Source organism: Flavobacterium sp. PL002 (assembly GCF_054165825.1).
In genome coordinates this window covers 151,130-172,547 of record NZ_CM135110.1, presented here as the reverse complement: position 1 = coordinate 172,547, position 21,418 = coordinate 151,130, and the positions used below count along the sequence as shown (strand labels likewise).

The following is a 21,418-nucleotide window of genomic DNA, read 5'->3' as shown; positions in this document are numbered from 1 at the left end:
CTAACTTGCTGATTAACAGCTGTTAGGGTTTTTTATTCTGCGGAGAAAGAGGGATTTGTTTTTTCTTCGTGAAGTGCCGTAAAGTAAGGCTTCGCGAAGCCAAAATCTTTAAGTGACACCTCAACCGACACCTCTTTATTTGATACAAAAAATCATAAATTCAAAGCTCTCAAATATATGAATAATTACTTGATAATTAAAGCTTTAATGTCAAAATTTGAACTGGTTATTGAATGAGTTTTGAACTGGTAAAGTTCAAAATTTGATGAGGTTAAATAAACTTACTAGCCAATAATCAAAGGTGCAACCTGTTCAATTTTTAAGCTTGTGTACTGGCAGAACTCTTCTATTGACACAAGCTCATTTTGGAGCTTATTGTGTTCCTTTCTGATGTTTTGTAACAGTCTAATACTTTGGCGATAACTCTTTCCGGTAATGCGTTGTATATCCTTTGGATAAATACACAATCTCTTATATTCTGTTTTCATACTGTATCTATAGCTTTAATTGGGCTTTGACTTACTTGAAACTCCTGTAATCCAATTTATTTGATTCAATAAAATTAGTAAAAAATCTCTTTTGTTCAGAAGGGACAATTGTTGCGGTTTTTTGGGTGATGGGATGAGACATTTGTGCTGTTTCCTGCCATTTATACCTAAAAGGGACATATGGAATAGGGGAGTGTTTTTTATGCGATTTAATTGGCTAAAATTTGTTTTAAGATCCATCGGAATTGTTGCAACGGAAAGTGGATTTAAAGACTATTTAAAACAAATTATAAACTTAAATTTTAGGAATTATGGCAAGACAGAAAGGCATAATTAAGTTGAAAGGTACTATTGGAGATATTACTTTTTACAAAACCCAAGATGGGCATTTGGCACGTGAAAAAGGAGGTATCGATGCCAGCAGAATCAAAAATGATCCTGCGTTTCAAAGAACGCGTGAGAACGGTTCTGAATTTGGAAGAGCCGGCAAGGCTGGGAAAATTTTAAGAACGGCTCTGAGAGTCTTACTGTTAAATTCTGCAGACGGTAGAGTGGTGAGTCGATTGACACAAGCGATGGTGAAAGTGATCCAAGCGGATACGATTAGCGAGCGTGGGTTACGAAATGTAATTGATGGTGAGGCGGAATTGCTTATTGGTTTTGAGTTCAACATCAGAGGGAAACTGGGGACCAGTTTGTTTGCTCCCTATGTAGGGATAATCGACAGAGTATCTGGAGATATCAGCGTTGATCTGGATTCGTTTATTCCCGCTAATATGATTGCAGCTCCAGGAGGAACGACCCATTTCAAAATTATTTCAGCTGGTGCTGAAATTGATTTTGAGGCAGAGACTTTCGTATCAACGAATTCTGAAACTGCTATTCTTCCATGGGATATGACAGCAACAGCGGCGATTAGTCATGTAAACCCGGTCACCCCAAACAGCACAAAACCGTTGTTTTTGGCTTTAGGTGTTGAGTTTTACCAACAAGTAAATGGCCAGATGTATCCCTTGAAAAATGGATCCTACAACCCGTTAGCTTTGGTTAGCGTAAGCGGATTGTAAGATGATTTTGGTATTAACCAGAATCTATTTTCCTGAAGGAACGCAAGGGATGTTAGAATGGAACGGCACACTAGTTTGTTATACCATCGAATTGCCTTGGTTGGGAAATCAAAGGCGTATCTCTTGTATTCCGGAAGGAGAATATGTTTTGCAGAAGCGGTTTAGCCCAAAATTTAAATGGCACTTGCATTTGAGAAATGTTCCGGGAAGAGATTTAATATTAATCCATCCCGCCAATGACGCCAAAAAAGAATTGTTAGGCTGTATTGCTCCTGTAACGCAACATAGTGGAGTAGGAAAGGGCCGTTCCTCCCGAAAAGCGTTTGAAAAGCTGAAATCTATGGTTTACGCAGCTTTAGATCGTAATGAAATAGTGAAAATAAGTGTTCAATCAGATTCCCAAAAGGGAATGATAAAGAAATAAATTATGAATGTAATAAAACGAGTGAAAGCTCCAACTCCTAAGTTTTTTAGGATTTTGAGAGCAATTGGATTGGCTTTGTTGGCCATAAGCGGAAGTGTGATTGCGGCGCCAGTTGTTTTGCCTGTTGCTGTGGTAAGTATTGCGGGATATATAGCTGTTGCTGGAGGGGTTATTTCTGCTATCAGTCAGGTTACAGTTGATGAAGCAGCCCTGTTGAAGGCAGAACAAGAAATAATTCCAAAATCTAGAAGCGATGGAGACTAATCTTACTTTAAAATCAGGCACCATTTTAGGAACTTTGTTGAGTATTGCACCCAATATCCTTTCTGAAGATATTCTAAAAACTATTATCTTAGCCGTTGTTGGAGCGATAGTTAGTTTTCTGGTTTCACTTCTTTTAAAGCGGTTGACCAAAAATAAAAAATAAATTCAGTTTCATTAGATTCTGAAACAAGTTCAGAATAAATTCAGTTTTTGTGTGGTAACCTTTACTGAATTTTATAAGAAAGCCTAAATCACAAGATTAGGCTTTTTTTTGTTTACCGACAGTACCTAGACAAAATACATTTTTTTAGTTCATTAATCAGTTTTAGATTTTTCTCCAGATGTTCTTTTTGTAGTTCTAGCGCTTTGATTGCATCAATATCTTTCTGATGCTGCTCGAAGTCGTAAAGCGATTGATTTACTTTTTGGTCAAATTCGGATTTAAAATTTTGAATTCGGATAAATGGAATAACGGACCCAATAAGATGCTGATGCCAAAATTTCATTTGCCATAGGCTGTATGCTAGCCAGTAAATCATTTCGGCGTCTTCGTCGGATGAAAAAATGATCACATAACTATTGGTAAAAGGCTCTTTTTGCGGCTTGCCGCTGTTCATTCCTTTGTTGAGGATGAAGATTTGGTTTCCCTTGTAAATGGTGTCTTTCTGATGGGTTTTGACGATAAAGTTTGGCATAATTTCTGGTTTTAGATTATGTGCCTCGCTGCGCTCGGCACCCTAATATTTTAAAAGAAAAAGAAAAAAAAGAAAGTCGTCTAAGAAGTGGAGGATTCAAAAGGAGTCAAGTTTTTTTGAAAAAATACTACCCGATTATCTACAGAAAATAGGAGGAGAGGCAGTCATGTGAAGCCAAAAAAACATCTGAAATGAATGCAGGTTTAAGGGTGGAGATTTTTTTCAAAAACCCGGAGGGCTTGAACTTTACTTTTTGAAACTGGAACTTACCTTTACTTTCTTTTTTTTATTTTTTTCTTGTATCACAAAACATTCTCGTTACTGTTCTTCTTTTGGGATCGTTCTACTGGAATCGGCAATTAAACACCCCCAAGCACCGCAAGGAGCAATAAAAAGCGGTCTCGTCTTTTTAGAAGAGAAGGAACTTTTTATTGCGGATGAGGAGCGCAGTGGCGGGGTTGCGGCAATCGAATAGCCACCCTAGACGCGGGAGTTGAGTGGAGGAGACCCTGATTTTTATCAGGGTAAACGGAGCGAAACGTAGCGGATAGGAGCGTGAAACGGCGGGGAAAAAATAAAACAGTCCCGACTTTTTTTGGAGGGAAACCTTGATTTAGGGCAAAGTGAGGTTTTTCACCGAACGGAGCCAACCCCGATGGCTGTGCGAAGGAGCAACCGCTGAAAAAATAAGGGGCGACAGACATAATACTGCTGATTGCAGAGCAGCGTAGTTTACGAAGCGGAACGGAATGAAGCTGTATTGTGGCTGTAATAGCCCCGACGAACGCAGGAAGTGACCGTGTGGAGATGAGGAACGGAACGGCGCAAAAAAAATAGCTGTCCCGCCTTTTCTTTTAGCGGGACTGCTATATTTTTTTGTGCGGTGTAGTGTCTGTGGAATGGAGGGAAACTAAAGCTGTTTCTTATGGAAAAAGTATACTCATGGTACCTTAAAAGATGTTATTCAACTATATGGTTGACCGACTGGAACTGCCGAACGGAACAAAGGGAACGACCGTAGGGAGACCACTTGATTGCCCGTACTTATTGCTCCGGATGTTGTTGTGGAGTTGGATTTTTGCTATTTTTCTATAGATCTACCGCAGCCTGTAAGGAACGGATTGTAAATACGCTCCATGTGAGAATACTATACTTCAATTGCTTTTTATTATTAGAGTCATATTTTATTTAAATTATTTTTAAAGTCTCTATTGCTTTATTTGAATTCAATCTTAAATGATCTAGTTTTAACATATCATCAAAAACAGTTAATGCCCTCTCAATTTGCTTTTTATTTGTCTTAAAATTATTATTTAAACTGCTATATATTGATAGTACTAATTGGACTGGCTCCGCATCATAATGACCTCTATCTTGAACAGTAATAATTTTATTAAAGTTCATGTTTTCTAATAATTCCAAACATTCTATAGGGTAATCTTTAGCACATTGCATTAGATATTGCAAAAAGTACCTTGGTTGATTCCTAAATAATATTGATTTAGAATATTTTTGCATAAAAGGATATAGCTCCTTAAAATTTTGATTATTAAATTTTCTTAAAATTAGTGTTGAATAAGATTGTGCAAAATCATCATCAGTTTCATTTATAAATTCAAATACTATATCTAAACATTTTTTATCCAACATTCCTTTTGCAAATAGATTTTCTTCCGCAATATGTAATGCCTGTAATTTTGCCTTTTTACTACTATTTATAAATCTAATATAGTATTCTTTATCTTTATCGTAACCTAATAACAAACTATGTACGATAAGATAACTACCATTTTTGTGTAACTCTTCATTTGCTATTACTTTATCCATAAGTGGTAACATCTTAATATAATACTTATTGTTGAAATAACTAGCAGCTCTAAAACAGTGTTTAAGTGTGACAATATCATCCGTATATGTCAGTTTATTGAAAATTTTAAAAGCTCTATCAATATCTAAATAATTAAGAAAGGCAAGATTTAATAGTATTGCAACTTTTACAGAAGCCTGTCTATCATTGGAGGCTTTTTCAACTGTGGTGAATATTGTGTCACTAAATTTAGTGTCATAATAGCAATTCATTATTTTATGGATTGCAGCACCTCGTACTGAATTTAAACTATCAAAATGTGGATCTGTTGGATTATTTATTTTTTCTGGATGTGCATGATTCAATGCTAAATTTGACAAGTATTCTAAAATTTCAGTATCTATTACCTTTTCATCAATAAAGTAACTAGTATTCCAAATTGAATTTAATGTATTTGATAGATCAAGATTAAGTTTTATTAATTTTAGATATAATTCTTTTACCAATATAATATTAAATTTTCCTTTAATTAAACCGTCAATTCCTGATGAAATATAGTCAACTGAAACATTTTCAATATCAAATAAATCTTTTATTAATGGGTAAAATTTTTCAGGATCATCTTTTATTTCTTCTCTAAATTTATTTGAATGCTCGCGCTTTCCTCCTTTTAAAGAATGGTTAAATCTATCTTCGACGTAATTATCATCAAATAATAAAAAGCTTTTTTTCCAATCGCCTAAGTTCATTTTATTATAGGCTTTTTGAGAAAGTGGCGTTCCAACGACACCAGAACTAATTGTACTCCTGTCCAATTGTTGAACATTAAGTTTTCCAAATTTTCTATATAATTCTTGATGAGTTTTTCTTAAGATCGGGATTGATTCAATTTCTTTTTGTGGTAAACTATCAATGAACAAATACTTTTTCTTTCCATAAAAATGAAGTACTGGTTTTCTTATATTATTGCTATCTGTGTAATAGTATATATCTGCGGGATGTTTTATCGATAAAAGAATCTTACTTAATGCTAATTTTTGTGCTTCAGAATAAATTATAAAGCTTTTACTAATTAATTTTCTTAAATACAATTGGAATTTGTCATCGTAACCATTAAAACCATTTTTGATATGAATTATTTGTATGAATTCGAATATTTCTTCTTTGTATAGTAATGGAGTTTCTGTTAAACCTAGAATTAATATTTTAAGATGTGATATTGAGTTTGAAGCTTTATGACTTTCATAATATGATTTGAAAAATATTTTGTCACTAGATTTTAACTTCACATAATTAGAAAGTAATTCTTCAATAATATCATCCGCATTTTTACTTATGTCGCTTTCAAATAATTCAGAAAATTTTGAATTTTTATATAGAGGACTATTTTTTATTTCAAATTCTATTTCGCATTTGTGTTTATCAACTAATTCATTAAATATTGAATGAAAAAAGACAAAACATATATCGGGATTTATAATGTTTATTTTTTCTATTAGGCTACTTTGGTCATGAGTGAAATTTATAGAAAAAGAATGTTCTTCAAAACATTTTAAAATTATAGGTCTTAATTTTTGAAGAGTAAAGGAGGGGTAATGATTAAAGATTTTTTCCAGTATTTGATAATACCAAAAATTGTCTCTGCTTCTATCCTGTAAATTGAAATGAAAATATTGATCGAATAGTCCCAATAATTTTTCAACATCCCAAGCATCGACATTAATCAAGAATCTATTAATGAAATTTACCTTTTCAGTAGATTCAGGTAATTTTTCAATAACATTTATGATAACATTTAAACCTTCTTGTCTATTATTAATAAATAAACGAAATAACAATGCTAACCTTATTTCTTTTTGCTTTACGTAATCGTATTTTAATGAAAATTCAGGTTTAATAATTTGAGTTGAAATTAATTTTTCATAAAGATTAATCTTCCAATTTTTATGATAGTCAAAATATTGCAATGGAATGTTTTTATTTATAATAAATTCTAACCAACCCAAAGAAAAAATTGAGTTTATAAAAACTCTTGTAAAATCAAAATCAGTCAAAATAAACTTTGAAACAATTTCTTTCTCTTTATTGGTAGGATTTTTTACGTCTCCGAGACTTGTTATAACTAAAGTTTTTATGTGGAATCTAAATTTTGAAGATGTTATGAGTTTTGTTATTGTTTTACAATATTCGAGATGGTCATATTCTCTATAATATTCTGTAACCATCTTAATAATGGATCGAACATAAAGACTCTGATTATTTTCATTAATATATTCAGTGAGGGAGCATTTATTTTCAACAAATTGCCTTGAAAACGTATATTCATAAAACGTTTGATGAAAGAATTGTAATTCATTACTATTCTCAATTAGTAAATGATTACTCTTTAAATAATTAATTTCTTTTGAGTATTGATTTTCATAAATATTACTAATAGTGATTTGCTGATTTTGATACATTGAAGCAGCTATTTTATATAAAATAGTTTCTAAATGTATTTCACTCTTATTATAAATTAATTGCTTCCATAATGCATCATATAAATCTTTCAATGAAGATAAAGTATCTGTATTAATTTTGTTTGGTAATCTGCAAAAAATATCTAAATGATTGGGAATAGTTAATAATTCTAAAAGCTTTTCAGAACAATTGTTAATCCCATATTTTGATAAAACTTCTTGTACTTTTTCTTTAGAAATTCCAGTTATTTTAATTTTTGAATATTTATCAGATTTATATATGCTTAATTCAGCATCATAGTTTAAATCGTAACTCCTTGTTGAAATTACTATTCTAACATTTTGTTGAAATGATAAATCAGCTATTAATCTATTGTAGGTTTGAATATATTCTCTACTGGAAGATAACGTTTGAGATAGTGCATCCAGCTGATCAATTATGATTACGAGAATTTCATCTTCTTTTTTATAAAGTTTGACAATTTTTTCAATAGAGATGTTTTCCTTTTGGAATATTTTTTTCTCTAATTCAACTCTATCACTCGCATAATATTTATCGGCCTTAATTCCTAATACGGATATGTTATCTAATCTAAGTTTTAGCAATAAATCTTTTAGAACAACAGTTTTTCCATATCCTTTTTCACCCTCAAGAATAAAGATGTTTTTTTTATTAATAGCTAAATCTTTTTTTATCCAATTATGAATCAGATTGGTTTCATTTCTTTCTACATGAGTTTCAATATTATCACCAAAAAGATTAAGAACATTTTCAAGATAAAAATTTGCTTTATTAATTTCGACCTGAGCTTCTTCAAAAGAAATATCACTCGTTATATTTCGATGTATATCATCAAGTTTTGCATCAATGGATGCAATTTTTAAAGAATCGTCAATTTTAAAAACCTGATTAAAAAGATTGTGTGTTTTGAATAAATCAATTAAATTATCTCCATCATTCAATTTAATATAATTGTCTTTTAAACTATGCTTAGCATTCATTTCATGAACCCAATTGCTCCACCAAGTATGCTGTTTTAGATCTAGAGTTCTTGGAATGCATAATATCCATTCTTCCATTTCGAATTCTTCAGAATTGATTACTTTATTAAATGATTTTTTAATTTGTTGCTTTTGTGAAGCCCCAAAATCTTCTATGAAAAATTTACATTGAATGACTTTAATAGGTTCAATACCAAGGTTGCCAACAAAAATATCTATACCTCCATCTCCTACAGAAACTTTTACAGTTTTTACATTTGTAGGTTGATAAATAGCATTAAATAAAGAAGCGCAATCTTTTTCAAAAGCAGCTCTTGCACCTTCAATATTTGTATTCTTAGTTTTGTAATCTTGCCAATTCATAAATTATTATCTTATACGTTAGTCAATTTTTTCATGCTTTTATTGCTTTCAGATGAGTTAAATGTTTTTTTAATAAGGAGTCGTTCTGATAAGAGGAAGATTAGGATTCTTCTATTTATATAGTTTTCTCCAATTTCAATTTCCAGCGCTGCCAATCTGGAGCAATTTTTTCTAATAGGTTGTAAAACCTTTTGGAGTGGTTCCTTTCGATGAAGTGGCAAAGCTCGTGGGTGAATACATAGTCAATACAAATTGATGATGCTTTTATGAGCTCTGGATTGATTAGAATGTTGCCAGAGGAGGTATAGCTTCCCCAGCGATTTTTCATTCTTTTGATTTGCATTTCTGGTTTTGGAATGTTGTATTGATTAAACTTTTGAAAGGCTTCATCATATACTTTTGCAAATACTTTTGTCGCTCTTTTATAGTACCATTCTGTTAGTAAATGTTTTATGTTTTCTTCTGTACTATCTTGTGAATAGGCCACTAAATATCCGCCTTGTAATTTTACTTTATTCTCTTCAGATTCAATAACTTTTAGCATATATTTTCTTCCCAAATAGCTATGTGTTTCTCCTGGAACATATTCTCTTTTAGGTGTTTCAGGGAGGAATTGTTCAAAAAACTTTTGTTGCGTAATTATCCATTTGGAACGTTTTGAAACTATACGTTTTATATCTTCTAAACGACAATCCAAAGGAGCTTTGATTTGAACCGATGTATCTGGGTGAACCTCAACGGCAATACTTTTCCGTTTTCTATTTGCAATAGAAAAGGTAATCTGTTTGGTTCCGTACTGTATGTGGTGCATCTTAAAAATTATTTTTTGCCACTTTTAAACATTTCTCTAATATGATATCTAAATCATCAAAGGTTATATCGACACCTAACGATTTGCGATGTGACATTAAATAATCCTCGACTTCGTTTTCCATTTCTTTAATGACATCAATATTCTTTTTCCAATCTCTTATTGTGAGTCTTTCAATTATTTTAGTGATGTCTATACCAATATTGGCCAAAAGGTCTTTTTGTTGTATTGCTACTTCTTTGCCAAAGCTTTTTTCGAATACTTCGGATAGTACTCCAAAGAATGCCCGAGCTTCCGGCTTATTCATTAAAGTTTGTGGAATATCCTCTAAATACCCATTTTCAAATTGGTCTCTAATGTTTAATACCGCTTTAAGGTATTCGGTTTCTGAAATTCTATTCTCCTGGAACGAACGTATGGCATCTTCGATTAATTGCGAAAACTTTTTATAGAATGCTTCGTCTTTTTCCATATTTTCGGTTATCACCTTTTTCATTTTATGTGCAATAAAATCAGCTTTGGACGCAGGTGTCTTGCCATATTCTTCTATGGCTTCATTTACCATTTGTTTATCAAAAATATTGAGCTCTTTTGTAATTACTGCTACATCATCTGCTTGGACATATGTATCCAAAAGTTTCTTTATTCTGGGTTCATATTCTTTGTATGATATTACCTCTGCATATCTGTTTTGAAGAGACACTTTTAGCTTTATAAAAAGTTTCAATTCTTGTTTGTAGAATTCTATCTGTTCTTCTGAAAATTCTATATAAAACTCATTGGAGGCTAAAGCGGTTTGCAAGGTTCTTGCAAAACAACTTAATGTATCATAAAAATCATCTCTGATGTCTTTGGATGCCAAGTGTCTTTCTAATGCTTCGATGTCTTTTTTGTTGTACACTCCTTTGAAGCAATCCCAAACATTTGCATGGTGAATGGGTACTTTACGTATTTCTTCAGATACATCAATAATGGTATTAGTTAAATCATCTTCGTCAAAATCTTCGAAAGCAGCATATGATGTGAGTGCTTCGTCCAATTTGCCTAAAATCCCAACATAATCTATGATATGCCCGTGTTCTTTACCACTAAACAGTCTGTTTACGCGTGCGATTGCTTGTAATAAATTATGGGAATGTAATGGCTTAGCTAAATATAAAATGGTATTTCTAGGAGCATCAAATCCAGTGAGTAGTTTGCTTACTACAATGATCAGCTCAACTTCGGTTCCCTCATCTTTGAATTTGTTTATGGTGTATCTTTCGTATTCTTCCTGACCGTTGTGTTTCTCCATTAATGAATTCCAATATTTTTTGGCCTCACTGCTGGTTTCTTTCCACACATCGTCATAATCTTGCCTGCTGTCAGGCGGGGTGAATACTACAGCCGTATTTATCTTTAATGCCGGATCGGTTTGTTCTTCAAAGTACTTTTGATATCGAATGGCTGTTTCAATTCTGGGAACTGCTAATTGTGCTTTAAAAACCCCTCCTTGCCAGTTTTGGGTGTAATGTTTTGAAATGTCATAAGCAATTTCATTGATAACTTGTTCACTCTCATATATTCTACTAATACTTGCAAACTTCTTTTTTAAATCTTTTTGGGCATCTTCATTCAAATTACTGGCTAATCGTTGAAAACCTTTATCAATTTGGGCTTTGTTTATGCTTAATTGTGCCGATCTTCCTTCGTATAATAGTGGTAAAACGGCACCATCTCTTACGGCTTGATCGATAGTGTATTTGTGAATAAATCCGCCGAATTTTCTAGCCGTACTTTTTTCGTTTTTCATTAAAGGAGTACCCGTAAACCCAATATAACAAGCATTTGGCAATACTCTTTTCATATTGATGTGCGCTGTACCGTATTGGCTACGGTGGCTTTCATCTACCAGAACAAAAATGTTTTCGGAATTGTCAACAAATGTAGTGTTCTTAGTAGCAGTTTGAAATTTATCTATAATGGTAGTAATGATCTCATTTCCTTTATCTTGTAATAATTCGATAAGGTCGCTACCGCTTTTTGCCTTTTCAACTGCCTTGCCACAATTTCTGAAGGTTTTATAGATTTGGTTGTCTAAATCTATTCTATCGGTTACTACAATAATTCGAGGAGAAGGGATACTTTTATCTAATGCTAGTGCTTTTGAAATCATTACCATCGTTAGCGATTTTCCACTACCTGTAGTATGCCAAATTACACCGCCTTTACGGGTGTTTGTTTTATCAATTTCTTTTACTCTTTCAATTGTATTTAATACTGCAAAATATTGTTGGTATCGAGGAACTTTTATATCAGGAGCATCATAGACAATGTATTTGTAAACAAACTCTAACACTCTATCAATACTACAAAGGCTTACTAATGCTTTATCTTGTGCTGTTACTTGACGGTCTTCTTTTGCTGTTTTGAAGTTAGCACTGTTTATTATTTTTTGTGTAGTTGTTTCGTTGTCTTCTTTCCAAACTGCCCAAAACTTCTCTGCTGTTCCTACCGCACCGTATTTTACTTCGTTGGGTTGTACTGCCAATAGGATCTTAGCATAATGGAATAACTTAGGAATGCCTTTTTCTCTTTTTTGATTTCGTATGTGTTGAGAGATAGCTTCGGTAAGTGAAGCGTTTTTATCTCTTCGTTTGTTCTCAATTACTACAAAAGGAATTCCATTAATGAATAACACAATATCGGGTCGTTTTTTTTCTTTAACGCCTTCTACTACAAATTCATCGGTGATGTGGTACACATTATTGTTTGGGTTTTCCCAATCAATGTATTTTAATGTGTAGGCTTTGCGGTCGCCTTGTATGGTTTCGTTAAAGCTTTTACCCAGTGTTAGTAAATCATGGATATTCTCATTTGTTTTTACTAAACTTTCTTCGGGAACATTCTTTACCGCATTGATTGCCGACTGAATGTTAGAATTTGAAAAAGGATATTCTTTGTTTTTGTACTCAAAGCTATTGATTGCGCTTAAACGCTCTGCTAGAATGTCTTCTAAAATCACATTAGAGAGCAAACCGTTTCGTTGGGAAATCGTTTCTTCTGGAGCAATATATTGCCAACCTAATTTGCGAAGCAAATTAATGGCTGGTTTTTGTGAGTCGTTGTATTCTGAATAGTTTATCATAGCTTATTAACTAAAAATAGTTCCTAATTTATTGAAGAGCACTCTGTCGCCGTTTCCTAATTCTACAAACATTTCATTTGGTGCAGTAAACATCCATATTGTAAGATTTTCATATTCTGGTTTATCTTCTGTTTTATGAATTTCATTTATTTGAATTTTTGGGAGTTCATTCTCTGAATTTATAATTTCTATCTCTCCGTGCCATTCATATATTATATTATTATCTGGAATACGCTTATAAATAGTGAACATAGCTTTAGTAACCTCTTCACCGAAGTTTTTACTTCTGATGTTAAAATCTATAATTTTATCACCGTTCGTATGTCTCCAAGTTCCTAATATTTGTTGTAATTGTACAATCATTATTTAAATGTTTTTACCCCAAACATTTGCACTTTCTGCATCGTAAAAGGTTATTTTTAATTTAAAATTATCAGTTCTGTTTTTTCCTAAATCAATAGCTTTTTTTATAATTTCTTGATTGTTTTGATTTTCAGGGTTACCATAAATGCCCACAAAAAGATGTTGTAATGTACCATATGCAATACAATCGAAAATATGACTGTCGTTTTCTGAAAATGACACTCCATAAGTAAATAAGCAAGAACTAGCTGGTTTTTTAAAATATGTCCCAGAGCAAATACCACTAAAACTTTTAAAATTATGATACAGATAAGCACTATGTGTTATTCTGTCCATTTTATTATCACTATTTCCCTCTGAAACAAAAATTGGAAATTTATCGGCTTGCAATGCTAATCGGGTTTGTTCTACTAGCGGTACACCTGTATCAATCCAAGTATATTTTTGTAAATCTTTACCAGCATCAAATAAATGTAATGCACCGTGAAGATAATGTACGTTTTGTTCTTTAGCTTTTGAAGTACCTTGCCAAGTCACATAATCTGAAACTTCTACTTCACCTGAATTAATAAATGTATCTCTCCCAAAACCATCACATGGAATTATTTTGTTTTGAGGATTATCCATATTGAACATTAATGTCCAATACAGCAATAAATCGTAGTTTAATGTATATACTTTACCGCTTAGTAGAAAGTTACTTAGAAAATTACTGCAAGCATTAAGTTTTCTATCTGGAATGTCTGCAGGAGAAGCAGGATGATTGTTTGCAATGGTTTGAATTAAGATATCTTTAATTCTTTCTGCATCCGCTAACATTTGATTGGCTAAAACGGATTGATTATTATCATACCCTTCCAAAAGTCTTCCTGATTGTTCTAACGCATGAATAACCACTTCAAAATCTGTAGTGTTTAATATTTCAAATGCTTTTCTTATTTGTGGGCTATCTTTAAAATCGGCTTCATTGAATAAAGACTGGTAGGTAAAAATAGAAGGAACGCAAGCAATACTAAAACCATTGCCAAGCAGCAAATGCTTTTGATTGTATATTTGTGCATTATATAATGCCTGTTGGAAATTAATTACATCTATTTTTATCATAGTATTTTTTAAAGTTTAACTCTCATTTTACCCGTTAACAATTGCTGCATTAATCCTTGTTTTTGTTTTTGTAATACTAGTAATGTGTTTTGTAACGCATTTATTTCTTGGTCAATACCCGTTAAAAAGGAAGCTATTTTTTGTTGTTCCCCAATTGACGGCATCATTAAAGGGCATTCTAAAACTTCATCTTTTCTTAAATTTGTTTGACTAACGCCATTATTAAAACCTAAGAAATGTTGGTTTCTATTTAATAAGTAAAATAGAAATTTACTATCTGTTCCATCTTCAGTTTTTAATGAACAGATCCTCTGGTTTAGACTGTATTTATCATCTTCTTCTATCAAAAAACATTTAGCTAATGCCTTTCCATTTGGAATATCGCTCATTACTAAAGTAATATCATTTTTTAATAAAGGAGATAAATTATGATTGGTATACTTTACAACATTACCTTCAGTTGAAATAAATTTTGAATTTATAATTATAAAATCACCATTTTCATCAACAACAGTCTCATGTCCTTTACCATTCTTAAATAAGGCTACTTCTTCCAATGATTTTAATTTCCATATTTCCTTAAACCCATTAAACCTCACTTCACCGGTAAGCAATTTTTTCATTACTGCTTTTTTGTTTTCTTTTTTATTAGCAATGAGCTGTTGTTGTAGTGCAATGGCTTTATCCCAAGTGGATAGAATTGTTGCAATTTTTTGCTGTTCGGGAAGTGGTGGAATCGTGACTTTTAAATTTTTTAAACTACTTGAGTAAAGATGAACTACAGAATGACCTTGACCTAACTTAAAGGTTTGTCTTTTAACTTCATCAGAATTTAATAGATAGCCTAAATAATGAGCATCTTGTGAATTAGGTCTTAAAATTATAATGTCACCACCAGCATAAGCTTCTTCATCTTTGATATAAGCAACACATTTACCGATATCTTCTAACGTCTCTCCAGAACCAGCAAAAAGCAAATCGTTTTTATAAATTCGTTCACTATTACTAGCCGATTCATCATTGATAAACGATTTAAATTCTTCAACAAAATAATTGTATTCAGAATATATCTGACCATAGCGAATACAGGGTTTTCCTGTTTCAACAATCTCCGCTTTAGTAATTCCTTTCCCTTTAGAAAAAGAACCAATTTGATCTAGTGTTTTTATTTGCCAATCCTGTGGAATATTTTTATTCATTTATCTAATATTTACAAAGAATTCCGAGCTACGTGCTACACAAATCCTATTTTTAACAATAAAGCATTCAATCCAGTGGAGTCCTGAATAACCTGAGTTTTCTTTTTGAACCAGTCCACCTTTTCCCAATGTTTGCGCCTGAAAAATTCCACCTCTTAATCCCATAAAGGCATTTTTAGCTTCTTCGCCAGTATTCACGACTTGCCAATATACATCGTAAGGCTTTGGAACATTTGTAGTGGCGGTGAAATATATTTCACAATTTTTAGGAACAATAGTTTGTGCAGTAATCGAATTTGATCTTTTTTTATCAGTAATTACATTATACCTTCCATAAACATCACAATTGTAGATTAGTGACATTGACCATAATGGTTGTTGACGATGTGGAACTGATAACATTTGGGACGAATAATTTACTGGTTTCAATTTCTCAGTAATTAATTCATCGTACCCTAGACTTCTAACAGCTTCGTTTACCGCTCTTGTTCCCAAGATGTTTTTTAAATGTCTGTATGAACTTGAAGGATCTATATTTTTTAACGCGTTAAAATCACTGTTTGCTTTTTCAAGCCAATCAAAAAAATGATCTTCTTTTTGTTTTTCTAATGGCCATTTGTCAGCAAAGTTCTCTTCATCATTTACAGGATTTTCTATCCACCAAATATCTTTATAATGTTTGTCACTATACTTTCTTTTCAAATGTGAGTGCATGTTTGAAAGGATATTAATCAAAGCATCAACCACATTACTTTCTTTATTGTATGCTTTTGCTGCGAGCGTAGTAATGATTATTGATATTGGTTTGTGTTCATCGCCTCCAAACATGATGTCTCTATGACGTTTTAGAATTTGCACCGCTCTAAGCAATGGATCTTTATCTTTTTTATAATCTGGTAATGGCTTTATACTTTCACTAAGCATAACAGTTCTTAACCTATTTACGGAAGCCCTTTCTTTGAACCAAGCAGCATATCCAAAAGGATTACTTTTTAGCCAATAATTTGGATTTGCTTCAGTCGTATAATTTGTTTCTCTTCTATCTGTAATTCTTAATGATATTTCTTCTAAGTCCGATTTGTTTAAATTACTGAAGCTTCTTTCGCTTAAGTTAACATGGTTGTTATTACCCACCATTGAAGGTAATATGTCTAAGTGAAATTTATCAGTTGTGTATACTAATGTCCAGCAACGATTACCTTCTTCATCAAGCATTCGACTATAGTCGTCATTATTGGCAATTAATTGGTCTCTCACAACTTGTTTTAGGTTTTTTTGTACCCAATGCGATTGTTTGCCTGTTAATTTGCAAACCAAATCTACATCTAATTCATCGTCTTCCATTATTGGCCTTATCATTGTACCTAGAAGAAATGACCCTTGAGGTAATATTTCAGGTTTGTACATACTTAACATTGAACCTTCTTTTGAAAGTTGTTTAGCTACAGCAGTGTATCTATTTTTCACGAGTTCATATTGAGCTTCAGTAATGTCTAAAACTTGCCCAATATTTTCAAGCAATTGGTTTGTTTTGTTGGTTGTTTTGAATAGTTCGAACATAGTTAGTTGTTTTTTATCTCAATTGCTTTAGAGAATCCATTATTTACGGTATTTTGATCATAGATTATCAAAGGTAAATCTGCTTTTTGCATCCACACTCTCCCTGTTTCTACTGCGCAAGAATTAGGCATAGCCGGAAAGACATGTATTACTTCAGCAGTTGCTTGCTGTAGTTTTATTTTACTAAATGCATTTCTTATTTGATTTTTAAAATTTATAAGTGCGTGCTTAGTTTTTAAAACATTACGATCTGGATTATCTACTGTAATTTTCCAAATAGATACATCATCGCCTAGAGTTTTATATATTCTATCATCGGAAACATTGTCGCTTAAGCTTATAACCAAAGCAGCTTTTGATAATATTTCTGTAGGTTCAATCAAGTTTATTTCAATAACTTCTTCTTCATTTTGCCATTTCCAAGTTTGCTTTGGTTCTCGGTGAAATTGGTAAATTTCACTAATTGATAATTCAGAAAGTAATGTTCCCAGTTTTATCAACAATGGTTGCGGAGCTAAAGCAAAAACCGAAAAATGAGGAGTTTTTTCTTGAACAATTAAAGGCTTGATATTTTGTGTTACCATTTCTTCTAACTGATTGGAATGTACTTCCCAATAACTTTCTTTATGGTCTTTAATCACCAAATTTGAAGTTCCTAGTTGGATTATATTATCGCTAACGGGGTGATAATCTGGCAGTATTGCCTGAATACAATTATCGAATGTTATTGTTGGTTCAAAAGAACCAATTTTAGAAGTAAAGGATACAATATGACTCTTTTTATCAGGCGTTAAACTAGTTAAAAACTCAATGTTTCTTTCCTGTTTTATTTTCATTTCAGTAAGCGACTTTCTTGTATGTTTTTCAACTTCCTGTTTATCAATTCTTCTATGACACTCATCACAAAGAAGTAATAAATTATCAAAGTCAGTTTCTAGTTTTTGAGACAATAAAGCATCACCACGAGGACCATCTTCTTTAGCTGCTACAATATGTGATATATAAGATTTGTTTAAATCTTTTTGCATCAAGCTGTCTTTCCAAAGAGGTATATTGCAACCATCATATTGACATCTTCCACCTGATTTCACCCATAGTTTTCTTGCGATTCCTTGAGGCATTGCTTTTCTTGCTCTTATAACTATATTGTCGCTCATGGTCTGTTTAATAATTATTTTTAATTCCTTCTTTAATTTCTTCTAAAAGCGTTTTGGTTAATTTATTTACAATAACTTTTATTTCTTCCTCGTCTAGTGGATCAGAATATAATTTTTTATAGAAATAATCTTTTTCCGTATTACTACTATTGGTTTCATTTATAATGTAGTAGTATTCTTGAAACATAATAAAAACGCTGGTATATCTACCGAAAGTGTTAGTGCCATCATGCTTGAAACCATTGTATGAAATACTCAATCTTAATTCATCTATTTTTTTGTATTTTGGTTCTTCGCCAAAACTATTGTCTACGGAATTTGATTTTTCTTCATATAAATTTTCAAAAAAGGCATCGAAATATTCTATTCCTCTATTCCAAGAACGATTACCTACAGCAGAACTCTGGAATTTTTTTTCAACAAACATATCATCGAATTTTTTTGTTTTTTCGATTAGTTGCTCAAAGAGTTTTCGGAAAGAATTATCATATAGTTCCTTTATAGCTTCATTTGACTTTGCAAGTACATTATCGTTTTTTGTTTTTAATTGTCGTTTAAGAATTTCTAATTCTTTTTCTACATCGTCTTCCTCTTCAATATCTTTGCCTTCAATGACATCTAATACCATTTGTTCTGAACGCTCTACTAAACCGGAAATGAATTTGAAAAAAGCTTCTTTATCACCACCATAGCTTTGAATATCGCTGATGTAATTGTAGTAAACGGAACGCTCTGTTTTAGAAATCCAAAATGGTGTATAGCCTAATGCAATCAAAATAAGATTTGTTAAAATACGAGCCGTTCTTCCGTTGCCATCATAAAACGGATGGATTTCTAGGTATTCCAAATGAAACTGTAATGCGATATCAATTGGGTGCGGTGCTTTTTTGCTATTGGATTGGAAAGCATCAATAGCTGCATTGGTTCTGTTTAGTAAATCGTGCATTCTATCTGGAACTAATTCCGGAGCCACAAAAAGGTATTTTTCGCCTTTAGGGTTAATAATTTCATTAGCGATGGTTTTCCATTGTCCAATATTCAGTTTCTTTTCGGGATTTTCTTCGTGCATAATACCTGCATGAATGTCTTTTATTCTTTTTTCGGAAAGGCGTAATTCTCCTTTACCAATTTTAAGAATATCAGAGATTACTACATCATGACCTTTCATTTCCAGCACATCCTTAATGGGTTTTTGATGTACATCGAGGTTGCCCACCATAACAGAACGGGTTTCTTCAATAGTTAAGGTGTTTCCCTCCATGCTATTGGAGTTGAAATTCCATTCCAGGCGAAACTTGTTGTTTATTTTGTTTATCTGCTCTTTTGAAAGCTTTCCATTTTGGATTATTTTGTCCTTAATGCGGTCTAATTTCGCTTTTATATTTGTGTAACTCATGATTTCTTTTTAAATTATAGTCCTAATTCTTCAAGGTATTGTTCCATTTCTTTTCTTACTTCAGCTAACTCGACTTCCAGTGATTTTATTACTTGTTTTACCTTGGCCAAATCGACAGGTACTTCTTCCTCGAAAGTATCTACATATCTAGGAATATTTAAATTGAAATCATTGTCTTTTATTTCCTGAAGAGATACTTTATTGCTGTATTTTTCAACCGTTTCAAAGTTTTGGTACACTTTAATTATCTTAGTAATATCCTCTTCACGAAGTTTATTTTGTTTTTTACCATCTTGGTATTCTTTGCTGGCATCAATAAATAAAACTTCTTTCGATTTTTTAGCTTTATTGAAAATCATTATTGCAGCAGGAATACCGGTACCAAAGAATAAGTTACTTGGTAGACCAATAACAGCTTCAAGAAGATTTTCTTCAATTAATTTTTGACGAATTTTACCTTCGGCACTTCCTCTAAATAATACACCGTGAGGCACAATTACACCAATTCTTCCATCGGGTAGTGTAGTATCAATCATGTGTAATATGAAGGCATAGTCTCCTTTGCTCTTTGGAGGGGTGCCTCTAAGAAATCTTTGAAAACGGTCGGTTTCGGCATTTTCAGCGCCCCATTTATCCAAACTGAAAGGCGGATTTGCCACCACTATATTGAACTTCATCAAGTGATCGCCTTCTATCAATTGAGGATTGTTTATGGTGTCACACCACTCAATGCGAGCACTATCCATACCATGCAAGAACATATTCAGTTTGCTTAACGCCCATGTATCACCGTTACTTTCTTGACCATATAAGGCAAAATCTTTTGAACGATTGCCCTCTTTGTCTTTTACTTGTTCACCGACTTTAATTAAAAGAGAACCCGACCCACAAGTTGGATCACATATTCTATCCCCAGGTTTTGGGTTGACCAGTCGGGCTAATAATTCGCTTACTTCATCTGGAGTATAAAATTCCCCGCCTTTTTTCCCCGCACCACTGGCAAACTCTCCAATTAAGTACATATATGCGTTACCCAATATATCTTCTACTTTACCTAATTTTGATGGGCTGAAATCTAATACTGGATTAGAAAAATCAGTTAAAAGATTTTTTAATCTTCTGTTTCGGTCTTTAGTTTGCCCTAACTTATCGGAATTAAAAGATATGTTTCTAAAAACACCTTCTAATTTAGCAAGGTTCTTATCTTCAATTTTTGCTAACACTTTGTCAATTTCTTCACCGATGTTAGCATCGTTTCTTTTTTCGAATAGGTAATCAAAAGAGCACTTTTCGGGTAATACAAAACGTTCTCTTTGTAGTTTTCTTTGAATTAACTCTTCGTCGTCCCCATATTGTTTCTTATATTCTTCGTAGTGATCTTTCCAAACATCACTCATGTACTTAAGAAACATGAAAACTAAAATGTAATTTTTGTATTCAGAAGAATCGAAGGCACCTCTAAAAGTATCGCATGCTGACCACAGGCTTTTGTTAATTTGGTCTTGTGTAGGTCTAGTATTAGTCATTTTTGATAAGGTTTAAAAGTTGTGTTTGAATTAATTCTTTTCTGTTGGTTTTTAGTTTTTCCAGTATTCCTAATTCTCGATTGAGAAGCGTAGCTGTTTGAGCTATTTTTTTTTGAATTTTGAGTGGTGGTACTGTTAATGGTAATTCCAAAATATCTTGCTTATTTAGATTTGGAACATAAGTACCTGCTTTTTTTTCTGAGAAGTAATTTTGAGCTTCTTTTTGGTTCATATACCATGCTAGATATTCTGGGATAATTATTTTTTCATTTACTCTAATGATAAAGAAAGTTGCTGAGGCTACAATTGGAAAATCAATTTTTTCAATTGCTATGGCATAGTTATTAACTCCCTTTGACACAAAAAGCAAATCTCCTATGTTTAAGAAAAATTTGTCCTTGAATGAAAAATCACTAACTTTATCAATATTTTGATAGTCAAAGTTTAGGTAGTCGTTTGATATGTCCTTCATTTGTAGAATACCAACATTCCCCTCTGGATTATGTTCAATTTTTTCTCTGAAAGAATATCCTGAAAACAAGCCCTCATCTATAATAATCTCTTTTACTAACATTATACATAATTTTTATACTGCAAACATAATTA

Annotated in this window: 17 protein-coding genes; 5 read left to right on the top strand and 12 right to left on the bottom strand. The window is 32.4% G+C overall.

Annotated elements, in window-relative coordinates; genetic code table 11:
- The first annotated feature begins 799 nt into the window (after window positions 1-799).
- From ACVEGE_RS00685 to ACVEGE_RS00670, 4 genes are read left to right on the top strand one after another with little or no spacing between them, the layout of a single operon-like run.
- A complete protein-coding gene (locus tag ACVEGE_RS00685) occupies window positions 800-1,555 on the top strand; it encodes a hypothetical protein (RefSeq protein WP_192500821.1) in 756 nt (251 codons plus the stop codon).
- A 1-nt stretch (window position 1,556) separates the two neighbouring features.
- Complete coding sequence (locus ACVEGE_RS00680; protein ID WP_192500822.1) at window positions 1,557-1,979, top strand: DUF5675 family protein; 423 nt, start codon at window positions 1,557-1,559, stop codon at window positions 1,977-1,979.
- Between the two features lie 3 nt (window positions 1,980-1,982).
- Window positions 1,983-2,243 carry a hypothetical protein gene (locus ACVEGE_RS00675; RefSeq protein ID WP_192500823.1) on the top strand — a complete coding sequence of 87 codons (261 nt, stop codon included), beginning with the start codon at window positions 1,983-1,985 and terminating at the stop codon, window positions 2,241-2,243.
- Window positions 2,233-2,406, top strand: a complete 174-nt coding sequence (locus ACVEGE_RS00670; protein WP_016991037.1) for a hypothetical protein — start codon at window positions 2,233-2,235, stop codon at window positions 2,404-2,406. Before ACVEGE_RS00675 ends, ACVEGE_RS00670 begins: the two co-directional genes overlap by 11 nt.
- Window positions 2,407-2,518: 112 nt before the next feature.
- Here the strand turns inward: ACVEGE_RS00670 and ACVEGE_RS00665 are convergent, their stop codons facing one another.
- A complete protein-coding gene (locus tag ACVEGE_RS00665) occupies window positions 2,519-2,938 on the bottom strand; it encodes a DUF6943 family protein (RefSeq protein WP_074722577.1) in 420 nt (139 codons plus the stop codon).
- Between the two features lie 253 nt (window positions 2,939-3,191).
- Between ACVEGE_RS00665 and ACVEGE_RS00660 the strand changes: the two genes are divergently transcribed.
- Entirely contained in the window at window positions 3,192-3,413 is a 222-nt protein-coding gene (locus ACVEGE_RS00660) for a hypothetical protein (protein WP_074722575.1), read from the top strand.
- 713 nt (window positions 3,414-4,126) lie between these two features.
- On the opposite strand, the gene ACVEGE_RS00655 is transcribed toward ACVEGE_RS00660, so the two are convergent.
- From ACVEGE_RS00655 to ACVEGE_RS00605, 11 genes are all read right to left on the bottom strand, one after another.
- Entirely contained in the window at window positions 4,127-8,569 is a 4,443-nt protein-coding gene (locus tag ACVEGE_RS00655) for an AAA family ATPase (RefSeq protein ID WP_192500824.1), read from the bottom strand.
- Window positions 8,570-8,684: 115 nt separating this feature from the next.
- A complete protein-coding gene (locus ACVEGE_RS00650) occupies window positions 8,685-9,380 on the bottom strand; it encodes a M48 family metallopeptidase (RefSeq protein WP_192500825.1) in 696 nt (231 codons plus the stop codon).
- A 1-nt stretch (window position 9,381) separates the two neighbouring features.
- Window positions 9,382-12,507, bottom strand: coding sequence for a type I restriction endonuclease subunit R (locus ACVEGE_RS00645; protein WP_192500826.1), 3,126 nt, complete (start codon window positions 12,505-12,507; stop codon window positions 9,382-9,384).
- A 6-nt stretch (window positions 12,508-12,513) separates the two neighbouring features.
- Complete coding sequence (locus ACVEGE_RS00640; protein ID WP_192500827.1) at window positions 12,514-12,870, bottom strand: hypothetical protein; 357 nt, start codon at window positions 12,868-12,870, stop codon at window positions 12,514-12,516.
- Window positions 12,871-12,873: 3 nt separating this feature from the next.
- Complete coding sequence (locus ACVEGE_RS00635; protein WP_192500828.1) at window positions 12,874-13,974, bottom strand: DUF4917 family protein; 1,101 nt, start codon at window positions 13,972-13,974, stop codon at window positions 12,874-12,876.
- Window positions 13,975-13,982: 8 nt separating this feature from the next.
- The gene (locus ACVEGE_RS00630; RefSeq protein ID WP_192500829.1) at window positions 13,983-15,173 is read right to left on the bottom strand and encodes a restriction endonuclease subunit S; all 1,191 of its coding nucleotides are present in this window, start codon (window positions 15,171-15,173) and stop codon (window positions 13,983-13,985) included.
- A complete protein-coding gene (locus tag ACVEGE_RS00625; RefSeq protein WP_192500830.1) occupies window positions 15,174-16,733 on the bottom strand; it encodes a nucleotidyltransferase in 1,560 nt (519 codons plus the stop codon).
- 2 nt (window positions 16,734-16,735) lie between these two features.
- Complete coding sequence (locus ACVEGE_RS00620) at window positions 16,736-17,890, bottom strand: HNH endonuclease (RefSeq protein ID WP_192500831.1); 1,155 nt, start codon at window positions 17,888-17,890, stop codon at window positions 16,736-16,738.
- A gap of 7 nt (window positions 17,891-17,897) precedes the next feature.
- Window positions 17,898-19,286, bottom strand: coding sequence for a Fic family protein (locus ACVEGE_RS00615; protein WP_192500832.1), 1,389 nt, complete (start codon window positions 19,284-19,286; stop codon window positions 17,898-17,900).
- 14 nt (window positions 19,287-19,300) lie between these two features.
- The gene (locus tag ACVEGE_RS00610) at window positions 19,301-20,812 is read right to left on the bottom strand and encodes a type I restriction-modification system subunit M (protein WP_192500833.1); all 1,512 of its coding nucleotides are present in this window, start codon (window positions 20,810-20,812) and stop codon (window positions 19,301-19,303) included.
- Window positions 20,805-21,386, bottom strand: a complete 582-nt coding sequence (locus ACVEGE_RS00605; protein WP_192500834.1) for a restriction endonuclease subunit S — start codon at window positions 21,384-21,386, stop codon at window positions 20,805-20,807. Before ACVEGE_RS00605 ends, ACVEGE_RS00610 begins: the two co-directional genes overlap by 8 nt.
- Window positions 21,387-21,418 lie beyond the last annotated feature (32 nt).

Bases quoted from the DNA above. Each gene is read 5' to 3' on its own strand.
- ACVEGE_RS00685 (WP_192500821.1), top strand. From the start codon at position 800: ATGGCAAGACAGAAAGGCATAATTAAGTTGAAAGGTACTATTGGAGAT.
- ACVEGE_RS00680 (WP_192500822.1), top strand. From the start codon at position 1,557: ATGATTTTGGTATTAACCAGAATCTATTTTCCTGAAGGAACGCAAGGG.
- ACVEGE_RS00675 (WP_192500823.1), top strand. From the start codon at position 1,983: ATGAATGTAATAAAACGAGTGAAAGCTCCAACTCCTAAGTTTTTTAGG.
- ACVEGE_RS00670 (WP_016991037.1), top strand. From the start codon at position 2,233: ATGGAGACTAATCTTACTTTAAAATCAGGCACCATTTTAGGAACTTTG.
- ACVEGE_RS00665 (WP_074722577.1), bottom strand. From the start codon at position 2,938: ATGCCAAACTTTATCGTCAAAACCCATCAGAAAGACACCATTTACAAG.
- ACVEGE_RS00655 (WP_192500824.1), bottom strand. From the start codon at position 8,569: ATGAATTGGCAAGATTACAAAACTAAGAATACAAATATTGAAGGTGCA.
- ACVEGE_RS00650 (WP_192500825.1), bottom strand. From the start codon at position 9,380: ATGCACCACATACAGTACGGAACCAAACAGATTACCTTTTCTATTGCA.
- ACVEGE_RS00645 (WP_192500826.1), bottom strand. From the start codon at position 12,507: ATGATAAACTATTCAGAATACAACGACTCACAAAAACCAGCCATTAAT.
- ACVEGE_RS00640 (WP_192500827.1), bottom strand. From the start codon at position 12,870: ATGATTGTACAATTACAACAAATATTAGGAACTTGGAGACATACGAAC.
- ACVEGE_RS00635 (WP_192500828.1), bottom strand. From the start codon at position 13,974: ATGATAAAAATAGATGTAATTAATTTCCAACAGGCATTATATAATGCA.
- ACVEGE_RS00630 (WP_192500829.1), bottom strand. From the start codon at position 15,173: ATGAATAAAAATATTCCACAGGATTGGCAAATAAAAACACTAGATCAA.
- ACVEGE_RS00625 (WP_192500830.1), bottom strand. From the start codon at position 16,733: ATGTTCGAACTATTCAAAACAACCAACAAAACAAACCAATTGCTTGAA.
- ACVEGE_RS00620 (WP_192500831.1), bottom strand. From the start codon at position 17,890: ATGAGCGACAATATAGTTATAAGAGCAAGAAAAGCAATGCCTCAAGGA.
- ACVEGE_RS00615 (WP_192500832.1), bottom strand. From the start codon at position 19,286: ATGAGTTACACAAATATAAAAGCGAAATTAGACCGCATTAAGGACAAA.
- ACVEGE_RS00610 (WP_192500833.1), bottom strand. From the start codon at position 20,812: ATGACTAATACTAGACCTACACAAGACCAAATTAACAAAAGCCTGTGG.
- ACVEGE_RS00605 (WP_192500834.1), bottom strand. From the start codon at position 21,386: ATGTTAGTAAAAGAGATTATTATAGATGAGGGCTTGTTTTCAGGATAT.